Genomic DNA, 12,027 nt, shown 5'->3' on the forward strand with positions numbered 1-12,027 from the left:
CTAAGATGAAACGTATTTCTACATTTTATCTTAGGACTAAAAAATTACTTTAAAAAGTATAAGCCTATTTCACTTGCACCTTTCTAGTTACTGACTTTCCACCTTTAGTAGTTAGCATAAAAATGTAGAGTCCTTTATTTAAATTGCTAACAGAAACTTTAGCAGTAGTTGATTGTTTATCTACCACTTTTACCAATTGTCCTGATGTATTGTACACTGCAATTTTTGTCACATTAATAGCTACAACATTTACAACATCGGTTGCTGGATTAGGATAAATAGCAATTGCCAATTTATCTGGAGCCACACTTGTTGGAGTTTCTTCTGTAACTGTAATCAAATTTGTTTTTTCTTCTTCTGAAGAACCCGCAGAATTGCTTACGGTTAAAGTAACAGAATAAGTACCTGCTTCTGAATAAGTATTTGATGGATTTGCTTCAGTAGATGAGTTACCATCACCAAAGTCCCAAGTATACGCATCAATGTTCCCTGTAGAAGCATCTGTGAATACCACGCTTTCACCAACTTTTATAGCTGAAGTAGAAACTACAAAATCTGCTACGGGTGCTACTTCTGTCTCTACTTCGTTTTCTGTAACAGTTAACGACATCGTTTTAGAAGACCCTCCTGTTGCATTTGTTGCTGTTAATTTTACAGTATAATTTCCTTTAGTAGTATACGCATGTTTTGGGTTTTGGACTGTTGATGTTGTACCATCACCAAATTCCCATGCCCATGCTGTTGGCTCTTCTAAAGAAGTATCTGTAAAGCTTACTTCAACACCCACTTTTACAGCAGTAGCCGAAGCCGTAAAATCTGCCACTGCAGCACTTGGTGTTTCTTCTTCTACTTCTGTAACAATTGATAAACTGATATCATCAATATCTAAAGTACCATACCAATTTCTTGCAATTGCAATTGTTGCAGTATACGCTTCTGTTACATCAAATGTAAGTGTATGCGTATGCCAGTCGGTATTGTTTCCGTCTTTGTATTGATCTCCTCTTTCTCTAGGAGTATTTGTTTCTGTATCCATTATTAATGGAAAATGTATTCCAACACCTCTAGATTTAAATGTCAGCTCATAACGGTTGCCAGCTTCAAAAGCAATAACTGTATTTGTTCTTATCTGACCATTTGCAGATGCATTCGTATTACTGTCTTCGTACTTTAGGTAAGTATTTCCACCTTCCTCAGTAGCTGTTAAGGTACGTACTAAATCAACTTGTTGGAAAGCGATGTAATGAAACTTTCTATCGTTGTCTCTATCATCATTAAGTAATGTTTCTGAAACAGAGAACTCCGTAAAATCATTCTCATAAACAGACTCATAAGCTAGAGTACTTGATGTAACTACAACTGGTAAAGTTGCTTTTGTTTCACCCAAATCATTTCCTGAAGTTAACTCAACAGTATATGTTCCTGCTTCTGCATAAGTATATATTGGGTTTTGCTCTGTAGATGAGTTACCATCACCAAAATCCCATGCCCATGTAGTTGGTCCATCAGTAGAAGTGTCTGTAAATTGAATCACTTTTGGAGTATTCAAATCTGCTATTGCAAATGTAAATCCTGCCGTTGGTATTGGCACCTCAGTAACTGTAATGTAATCTTCCATTACCAATTCACTTGTACCATCTGCATTTGTAACCGCTAAAGTTACTGTATAAACTCCGGCATCTTGATATACATGTGTAGGGTTTTGTTCTGTTGATGTGTTATCATCTCCGAAGTTCCACGCCCATGCAGTTGGGGTATTTTCACTTTCATCCATAAATTGAACAGTCAGAACTGATGTTCCTTTTGTAACATCTGCACTAAAAGCAGCAACTGGAGGGATACCCGCTACAATTAAATCTTCTTTTTCAATCGTGTCATCACCAGTAGCATTAGTTACTTTTAGACGAACAGAATAAGTTCCTGATTCATTATATGTATGGAAAGGGTTTTGGTTTGTAGATGTTGTTCCATCACCAAAATTCCATTCCCATGAAGTAGGTCTATAACTAGATTGATCTGTAAAACTTACAGTAAGTGGACTTTCACCTTGCACTCTATTTTGTGTAAAATTAGCCATAGGAGCAAATAATTGCTTCACCAGGTTAACAACCACATTCCCGTTTTCTTCGCCTATTGTAAAACTATCAGAAATAGATGTATAAGATGGTACATTAACGGTATAAGCAACCTCATCACCTTGTTTTAAATTAGCAATTACTACTGCACCTCTTACATCTGTAACATAGATATCATTATAATCACCTACTATTACTTCAACTCCTGATAATGGATCTCCCATATCGTTTTTAATAACAATAGTACCATAATACACAGGTGGAACGTAAGTAGCTAGCATTACATTTACTGCTACAACATCATCAATTACAGAGAATTTGCCTTCGTATATAGAAAATCCATCTTTCTCTACCGTAAATGCTTTTTCGTTAATATTTGATGAATTTAAACTTGCTGCACCAGTAGCATCCGTTATTAATTCATCGTAACCCTCCACTAAAACAGAAGCATTTTCAACAAATTGATCTGAATCATTTTTTACAGTAAAACTAACAGCGTATTCTTGTTCTGCAATATATTCTGATGCTGGAATGGCAGTAATATCATCAATATAAATAGTACCTGTACCACCTGTAGTTGTATTCATTCTTAAACCAATCCAACCAATAGTTACTTCTTCTCTATCTACATCAATAGGTACTTCGTATTCTTGTGAGATCGTTACCCATTTCCCTTTTTCTACACCCGTAATATCAAAATATTCTATCTTGGCTGCATCGCTATCGTACTTAATTGGAGCTCCAATCTTTTCAATTGTTACTGCTTCATCAATCCATACTTTCATAGAAACTATCACATTCTCGGTAACAACTACATTCGGTAAACCTGCACCTTTGGGGGTTAAATTCTTACTTCCTGAAGTAATTTCTTCTTCTACAAAAACCTTAACTGCATTTGCACCACCCCAGTACTTTTCTGATGTGAAAGCGTAAAAATCAGTATTTACAGTCCATAGAGCTGTAGATGCATCTTCTTCAAAACCAAAATAACAAGAGTTTAGTAACGTATTTGAATTGGCAACGCAACCTTCATTCCCTTCACCTTCTGGTACATCAGTTACTCTAATTTCATCTAAATAAATTACTCCATTTGTACCTGCATCAGGTACTTGAACTTGCAGCTTAATACGATTAAAATCGTTTAACTTACCTTGTGCAATTGTTGTTTTTAAGGTAGTCCATTTTCCCTGCTCAACAGCAGTTAAATCAAATTGCATTACCGGAGAAGTTAAATCTGCTACTCTGATTTTATTGATTGTACTTCCTTCCTCAATAAATACTTTCATGGTGAATTCTAAATCACGGTCTCTAGGTAAAACTGCTGATCCTTTATCAACATAAACAGATTTTGTTTTATCTAATGCCGTTCCGTATGCAAAACGCATCACTCTTTCACCATGTGGGGCACCATTTAAATTCACAATACCAAATTCAGAATCGCCAGTCCAACGCACACGTACTTTACCACTTCCAAGGTCTATCAATGTTGGTCCTTCAAAGCCAAACAAATGAGAGTTCATGTAGTTAATATCATCTGGTCCGTTTACAACATCTTTTGGTGTTTCATCAGCTGGATTAGTACTACCCTCTGCTGTTTCTTTTTTCTTAATTTGAATATCATCTACAAATAAATATCCCTCGCCTGTAAGGTTAAGGTCTGCTTCTCTAACACGAACTGTTACTTGACCGTTTGTAGGATCACTGTCTTTTCCAAAACTGATGTTTTTTGTGAGAGTAACCCACCCGTCAGCTTCTGTTATTGTCGAAATATCGAATGAATTAATGATATACAAACTTTGAGGTTTGTTGTCTTTAAGCATGATATCAAAATTCTTGATCTTATTATTCTCTTTTGCTTTTACACGTACAGAAAGTTCATATTCTCCTTCAGGTAAATACAGTGATTTAATTGGAGAATGTGCTGCCAATGACACATTGCTTGCAATATTCGAAACATCTGAAAGATCTAAACTTCTTTGTCCAGAATTAAATTCATCTCTGCTGTATGCAGCACCACTTGTGCCAAGGAACCAGTTTTTTTCTTCACCATCTAAATACTGACTGCCCTCAAAACCAAATAATACAGGGTCTAAACCCGTAAAAGGTAAAGGAATATTTTCTACAATTTCAATATCATCAAAATACACTGTAGAAGATGTACCACCATTTGCAGCTGCATCACCTGGCTGAATAACAATAGAGAATGTTCCCTCTGGAGAGGTACCTGGGTTCATAGTAAAATCGTAGCTTACATCTACCCACTCTCCTGTTGTTGTAGGTAAATTAAAAGGATCTAAATTAGAACTTGGGTTCTTCACAAAAAGTCTAAAACGACTTGCCGCACTTCCTGCTTCTACAAAAACTTTTGCTTTAAAGGTAAATTTACCTGTTGCCAATTGTACCATACCTGCTGGAGCATGTGCTGCTCCGCCATTTCCTGTTAAAGGAGTTGTATGATGAAACTTTAAACTTTTTGTTCCCGTTGCTACTTTTTCATCAGTAATTGTAAAATCTCCGCTAGCTCCCATTGACCATTTCTTAGCAGTACCATCAACAACTGCATTTCCTTCAAAACCAAACAACGTAGTATTTAAAGGCAATACCGATTCGGCTACTGCTGGTGGAGCTGGAATTTCTGGTCCAGAAGTCATCCAAATCAAAAATTTAGTACCAGCACCATACAATTCATTTTTAGCAAGCATTTCTCTTTTTAAGAAATCTTCTAGCTTTAATGCTTTTGCATAATAATCTGCATAATTAGGAGCATTTACATCTTCCAATTGGTTTTTTAATTCCAACGGATCTTCTTGCAAATCAATAAGATATGGTTGATCTTTATTTGCTAATACTAGTTTATAACGTTCTGTTGCAGCAGAAGCCCACCATCCAGCATCTTCTGTAATGTAAACTGTGTCTGCTACATTCACTAATAAATCATCATTAGTATATAAAGAAGAGATATCTTCTCCATGAACATTTTCCATAGCTGGTAAACCTGCTAAGCTTAAAATAGTTGGTGCTACATCTACGTTCATGTTTGGTGTAGTCACTATTTTACCTTCTTTAATCTTTTCAGGATAACGAATAATGAAAGGTATTTTCGCAGAATTCTCATACGGTACACCTTTATTAATACGGCTATGTTCAAAAGTCATATCACCGTGGTCTACAGTATAGATAACAATTGTATTATCAGCAATACCTTTCTCATCTAAGAAATCTAACATTCTACCTACATTTTCATCAACAGAGCGTAACATACCCCAATATTCTTGCATGTAAAACTCATCAAATTCAGCATATCGAGTAGAACCATACCAAACATCATTGTTATTTCTTTTATCTGCCCAAGTAGGTCTTTTTACAACACCTGCAGCTTCTTCGTCTGCCGTTCTATAGGTTTCCACATAGGTTTTTGGAGCATTAAAACTAATACTTCTTGCCCAATCTGCATATTTTGGCGAAGAGTGATTAGGTGTATGAGGATCAGGAATTGAAACTACTAAACAAAATGGCTTATTGTTTTCTACATCAGCCTCCATAATTTCTAAGGCCTTGTTTGTGTAAAAATCTGTAGCAAAAATCCACGGTTTTCCATCTACAGGATCAGGTTGTCCTTCTTCACCCCAATTGTACGGTGGCTCTCCATCTTCGTTATACCACGTCCAATGTTCTTTCTCAATTCTCCATTCAATGTTGTCAAATCCAAAATTACGACCAGCACCCCATACCTTTTGGCTAGGATTATCGTATCCTTCTAAGTGCCATTTACCAATGTAAGAAGTACTGTAACCGTTCTCCTTAAATACATTTGCAAAAGTTGGTAAATCATCTGTCATTGGTCGGTCATTTCTTGCCGCACCTGTAGAACCCGGATAAAGAGACGTCATTAATGATGCTCTAGAAGGCGTACATGTAGGTGAAGTAGCATAATGTTTTGTACTTATTGCACCTTCTGTAGCGATCCTATCAATATTAGGCGTTTCCATATGTACCGAAGCATTCCAAGGATTGTAGTATTCTTCGGCAGAAATGTTACCACTACTCATATTTAAGTCGCGGTACTTACTAATAGTTTTAAAGTTATGTTCATCCGTATGGATTATTAAAACGTTGGGCTTGTTTTGTGCATAAACTTCTATAGAAAGAAGTAATGCAATTAAGCCGAGAAAAAGTTTAATTCTTTTCATACTAATTAATGTTTGTTGATTCCTCTTTTTAAAAAGAGTACAATTCGTCTTTTGCTTTAATTGTTATTTGTATATCAAAAAGTTAGTGTGATAATGTATTCTTAATTACCTATTTTTCTTATCTCATTTCAGAAGAGACCTTTTTAATATTAAAAAAAATCAGTAGCTAATTTGTAGTTCTCCAGTAGGTGTCGATCTACTTGTCTCTTTTAAAAAAATAGGAGAAACTCCATATTATCTACTGACTACAGCTTGTTTATTATTCACTGCATTTATTTATCTATCGATCTATACCATTGGCAATAAATTTTAGATTGACATTCTTATTTTTATTGAATGTTTAATTAACACTTAACAACATCAAATGTATTGCAGGGGTCTATTTTAGAGGTGATTATGAGTGAATAAGATGTATCTAAATGTAAATTGATTTTATCAACCTAAGACGAAATCACTTAGAAAAGTAGCATTTATATGAGGCATTAAAGTCTAAAAATAACCAACCTCTATGAAGGTGTTTTTAATTATTTTCAGCTCAAAAAAAACACTCCCTTTTATTCCTTATAATTGATAAAAAACACCTTCAAATCAGTGCTTATAAATATCCTTTGAAAAACAGAATACTTTACTTTACGAACAGTTTTATTTACGCAAAAAAACATCAAACTAAACAGAAAAATGGTTATTGCATTTACAATTTCACACAAGGTCTACCTTATTTTTTAGATCACTTTTTTATTATAATTGAGACAAAAAAGAAATGAAAAGAATTACAAACATATTATCAGCTACCACACTATCTCTACTATCACTTTTAACTATTGAAATGAAAACGATACAACTACTACTTTTTATACTTTTCCTAACGAATATAAAAACAACTGCTCAAAATATCTATCCTCATACAGATCCTAACAACAAAGGAGGATGGTTATTAAAGGAAGATGTAAGTGATGAGTTTGATGAATCTACTCTAGATGATTCGAAATGGTGGGTACAGGGTCAACCACTTAATGGGGGAACTTTCTATGCCAATAATTTTAAAGGCAGACGCCCTTCACAATTTGTACCACATGCTGTAAAAGTAGAAGATGGATACTTGTTTATTACAACAAGATGGGAACCTGATTTTGATTTTTTAGATGAACCAAAGAATGGAGAAATCTATGAAAACATCACCACTGGTGCAATTATATCCAAAAAAACGTTTCAATATGGGTATATGGAAATCCGTTGTAAAGTAGCAGACGCTCCACTTTCAAGTGCTTTTTGGTCTACAGGAGATACAAATACCGACAGTGGTGATAATGGAAGAAACTCAGGTGAATTAGATGTATTTGAACACATTGGTAGTAGCACAAAAGACCCTGATGTTGAGTATTTATACCATACTTCTTTTCACGACTGGCGTCTACCAAGTAACCGCCCTGATTATGGTTTAACCTGTTGGGATAACCAACACCGCTTGGATTTTAAAGTTGCAGAAGATTACCACATTTGGGCTGCTGAATGGGGTGAAGACTATATTAAAATCTATGTAGATGATAAAATGATTCGATGTGTAACCAAAGCAGAAATAGGTGAAGAAAATTGGGTGATGTATGGTTCTCAAAAAGTTTGGGTAGACAATGAGGTTTTTCCGTGGAAAGGCATTCCTACTGAAGATGAATTAAAAGATGAGAAGTGTCAGTTTATTGTTGATTATGTAAGAGTTTGGCAAAAAGAAACACCAATGGTTTACCAAGGTTGTGCTCTAGAAGATAACTTAGTAAATAACCCTAGCTTTGAAGATGGTCTTGAAGGTTGGACAGTTACTGATAATGATGTAACCGTAATAAACAATACAGAAGAAAGCTACGATGCAACACAACATGTAAAGTTTGAAAATGGAAAGTCTACCACTCTATCTCAAGAAATTACTGTAAAACCAAATACTTTATATATCCTTTCTGCATACGCTTTATCTCCAAATACAAACGGCCTAGACAAATGGGATAACGCTTGGTTGGGTATTGAAAAAGAAAATGGTGACAAAGTAGAAGTTAAATACTTCAGAAATTTTTGGAATAGAAAAAGTCTACAATTTACTGCAGAAGAAAGCACCTCTAAAATTAAAATTTTCTTTACCAATGCTAATGTTGGTGCTAATGCAAAAGAAATACTTTTAGACCAAATAGAATTAAGAGAAACACCTCCTCTTTTTGTAGAAGAAATTGTTCCGATTGCAGACTTCAGCATGGAGATTAATTCGGGTAATGGAGTTGTACAATTTAAAGATCAATCAGAAGGTGTTATAACTACTTGGGAATGGGATTTTGGTGACAGTCATTCTTCTACCCAACAGCATCCTCTACACACTTTCGAAGAAGTCGGTGACTATACAATTCGATTAGTTGTAAAAAATAACGGTGGGTCATCATCTATCTCAAAAGTGATTACAATTACTGAAAATAATACTATTGAAGAACAATTGAGTGCCGATTTTACAATTGCAAAAGATACTGTTTTTGTAAATGAAAGTATCACTTTTAAAGACACCTCTATTGGTGACATTTCATCTTGGAAATGGGAATTTGGCGATGACAATGAGGCTACTTCTCAAAACCCATCACACAGTTATAATAAAGAAGGTACTTATATTGTTCAACTAACAATAAATAATACCAGCGGAACTGCCAATACCACTAAATTAATTACTGTTATATCAAAAGACAAACCTGAAATCCCTACTTCAATTACTCCTTTTTTAGAAAGAAAAGTAAATATATTTCCTAACCCTTCAACGGGAAATTTCTTTGTAGAATTAGAGAATTGGTCAACTGATATTAAAATGAGTGTAATTGATCAAAATGGAAAAATTTCTTACCAAAAAGAGTTCAACTCAACACAGGTAAATTTAGTAACTGACTTTAAAAAAGGCATCTACTTTATCAGGTTAGAAAGTAAAGATTTCATCATCACAAAGAAGCTAATCATTCTATAAAATAATACTTAGAATAATGAGAAAGTCAACTATTAATAAACTACTAAGACCTCTATTACTTATTGGTTGTATTGCTTTTTTTACTTTGCCTACTGAAGCACAAAAAAAGCATAAAACACCAAATATACTTTTTGTACTAATTGATGATTTAGGTTGGAAAGACCTAGGTGTTTATGGAGGTAAATTTATTGAGACCCCAGTAACAGATCAATTGGCTAGAGAAGGAATGCGTTTTACACAAGCATATGCCTCACCTGTTTGTTCTCCTACAAGAGCAAGTTTAGTATCTGGACAAAACCCTATTCGCCATGGTATTTGGGAAGTACTTGGTGTAAGTGACCGTCCGTATGCAAAATTAAAGTCGCCTAAAATGGCTACTAAATTAGCAGATGATGTAGACTCTTATGCTGAACTTTTAAATGCCGAAGGGTATGCTTGCGGAATTGTAGGTAAATGGCATGCTGGCGGGAAGCCTCAAGACGTTGGTTTTTCAAAAATTAATAAGAACATTTCAGACCCTACTTTACTAAAATATATAGAAGAAAACGAGATGCACGAACTTGGTGAAATTACCGCAGAGGGCATCCAATTTATACGTGATCATAAAGAAGAACCTTTCTTTTTATGTGTATCTCACCATGCTGTCCATGCTCCATTATATGCTAGAACTGAGCTTATAGATAAGTACAATGCAAAGTTAAGAAAAACGGGAATCTCAAATATCCATCCTACTTATGCTGCCATGGTAGAAATGGCAGACGAGTCGACTGGTTTACTTTTAGATGAACTTAAAAAACAGGGCTTAGATAAAAATACAGTTGTAGTTTATTATTCCGATAATGGCGGAATGGATGGTGATATGTATTTGGCAGAACCTACTCCAATGGCTACAACAATGTTACCACTAAGAGATCAAAAAGGTACACTTTATGAAGGTGGTTTGAGAGTTCCTTTGATTGTTAAATGGCCTGGTGAAGTGGTAGAAAATACTGTTAGTAGTGTTCCAGTTCATAGTTATGATCTATTCTCTACATTTATTGAAATTGGGAAAACAAAAAAGCCTGCACAAAAAGTAGATGGTATTAGTTTGGTCCCTTTGTTAAAACAGGAAACAGCAACTTTAAATAGAGATGCTCTGTATTGGCATTTCCCTACAAACATGTGGACCCGTAACCCTAAAGGTGCAATTAGAAAAGGGGATTACAAATTGATTGAAAATTACCTAACAGGAGAAATAGAGCTTTATGACCTTGCTGATGATATTGGTGAAACCGTGAATTTAGTAAAACAACGTCCTGAAAAAGCAAAAGAATTATACAATGATCTTAAAAGTTGGAGAGATAGTTTTGGCGGATTAATGCCAACAGAAAACCCCAATTATGATCGTTTTAGAGAACATGAATTTGATTATTACCGTTGGCTAGATCCTGCAGTATTTAGAAAGAAAAAATCTTAAAAAATAATAGTGGATTCTCCTTTAAATGGGAGGTTAAGTGTGTGCTATTTATTACTAGTGTGGAGTAGTGTAACCTGTTAATGGTTACACTACTTTTTTGATTTAAAAATTTTACTTAAATTCTATTACCGTTATTCAATTAGATTCATCTTATTAATTCCCCATTTTAATGAAAACTACTATTTTAAAATATTTAAGCGTATTTGTAGTTTACTTTATTGTAGATGTCACTTACCAGTTTGCTTTTGGAATGAACTTTAGCCAAAACATACAAGAACAAGCCGGCATAAGAGAAATCTTTGTAACAGATATTCAAAACCCTGTACTTCTCTTAATTTGGTTTGCCCTCATTACTACAGCCATCGTAAAACTTGTGGTTGAACCTGCTGTAGAAGCAAAAGATTTAAAAGCTGCTGCATTAAAAGGGTTATTACTTGGAGTTACTGCCTATGGAACGCTTGCATTACCTAATGGGTGGTCTTTAGCCAATTACCCTTTAGCATTAGTGATTGAGGTTACAATGGAAGGAGTACTCTTTGCTCCTATTGCCTCTGTAGTAACAACTTGGTGGTTAATTAAAAAAGAAGATTAAAAGAAAACCGCATGATTTAAGGCATACAAAAATACAGCTATATTTAAGTAATTTTGAAAATAGTAAGACATAAAAAATCAAGGTTATGTTAAATAAGTTTGTAACCCATATTAATAAATACGCTCCTATTACTACAGAAGAAGCTGAATATGCATTTGCCCATTTTCCTGTAAAAGAATACAAGAAAAATGAAGTATTCTTTAAAGAGGGAAGTGTGGCTACAAATATCTATTTTGTTATAGAAGGTTGTGTACGGTTATTTTATAATGTGGATGGCAATGAGAAAACAGCCTTCTTTTTTACCGAAGGAAAGTTTTTATGCGCCAACGAAAGTTTTATCAAGAATACGATAGCAAAAGAGAACTTTCAAGCATTAGAAAACACAACAATAATGCTCTTTCCTAAAACATTAGACCCAACTATTTTCACCAAATTCCCAAATTTTGAAATGATAGAGAAATATGCTTTAATAGATGAATTAATTACAAATAATAGAATTATTGAATCTTTTGTTACTAAATCTCCTGAAGAAAGATACATCGATTTACTCAAAACAAATAAAGCATTATTTCAAAGAGTTCACCAACATTATATTGCTTCTTACTTAGGTATATCACCTCAATCGTTAAGTAGAATAAGAAAAAGAATTGCAAGTGATGACCATAATTAACTTAAGTTCATAACAGTTAAAATTGTGGTCTATAATTTTGTATCAAGTTTAAAATAAACCT

The 12,027-nt window shown here is 34.4% G+C and carries 5 protein-coding genes; 4 read left to right on the forward strand and 1 reads right to left on the reverse strand.

Annotation, left to right across the window (positions count from 1 at the left end; all coding sequences use genetic code 11):
* Nucleotides 1-64: 64 nt before the first annotated feature.
* On the reverse strand, nucleotides 65-6,265 hold the full coding sequence (locus KM029_RS25855; protein WP_144077301.1) for a PKD domain-containing protein: 6,201 nt from the start codon (nucleotides 6,263-6,265) through the stop codon (nucleotides 65-67).
* Between the two features lie 760 nt (nucleotides 6,266-7,025).
* On the opposite strand from KM029_RS25855, the gene KM029_RS25860 reads away from it, so the two are divergent.
* From KM029_RS25860 to KM029_RS25875, 4 genes are all read left to right on the forward strand, one after another.
* Nucleotides 7,026-9,248, forward strand: coding sequence for a PKD domain-containing protein (locus KM029_RS25860; protein WP_144077302.1), 2,223 nt, complete (start codon nucleotides 7,026-7,028; stop codon nucleotides 9,246-9,248).
* A 16-nt stretch (nucleotides 9,249-9,264) separates the two neighbouring features.
* Entirely contained in the window at nucleotides 9,265-10,704 is a 1,440-nt protein-coding gene (locus KM029_RS25865) for a sulfatase (protein ID WP_144077303.1), read from the forward strand.
* Between the two features lie 169 nt (nucleotides 10,705-10,873).
* Entirely contained in the window at nucleotides 10,874-11,296 is a 423-nt protein-coding gene (locus KM029_RS25870; protein ID WP_144077304.1) for a DUF2177 family protein, read from the forward strand.
* A gap of 85 nt (nucleotides 11,297-11,381) precedes the next feature.
* A complete protein-coding gene (locus tag KM029_RS25875) occupies nucleotides 11,382-11,966 on the forward strand; it encodes a Crp/Fnr family transcriptional regulator (protein WP_144077305.1) in 585 nt (194 codons plus the stop codon).
* Nucleotides 11,967-12,027: the final 61 nt, after the last annotated feature.

The sequence above is a fragment of the Flammeovirga kamogawensis genome (genome assembly GCF_018736065.1).
GTDB lineage: Bacteria > Bacteroidota > Bacteroidia > Cytophagales > Flammeovirgaceae > Flammeovirga > Flammeovirga kamogawensis.

Coding starts and splice junctions, on each gene's coding strand:
- KM029_RS25855 (WP_144077301.1), bottom strand. CDS start 6,265: ATGAAAAGAATTAAACTTTTTCTCGGCTTAATTGCATTACTTCTTTCT.
- KM029_RS25860 (WP_144077302.1), top strand. CDS start 7,026: ATGAAAAGAATTACAAACATATTATCAGCTACCACACTATCTCTACTA.
- KM029_RS25865 (WP_144077303.1), top strand. CDS start 9,265: ATGAGAAAGTCAACTATTAATAAACTACTAAGACCTCTATTACTTATT.
- KM029_RS25870 (WP_144077304.1), top strand. CDS start 10,874: ATGAAAACTACTATTTTAAAATATTTAAGCGTATTTGTAGTTTACTTT.
- KM029_RS25875 (WP_144077305.1), top strand. CDS start 11,382: ATGTTAAATAAGTTTGTAACCCATATTAATAAATACGCTCCTATTACT.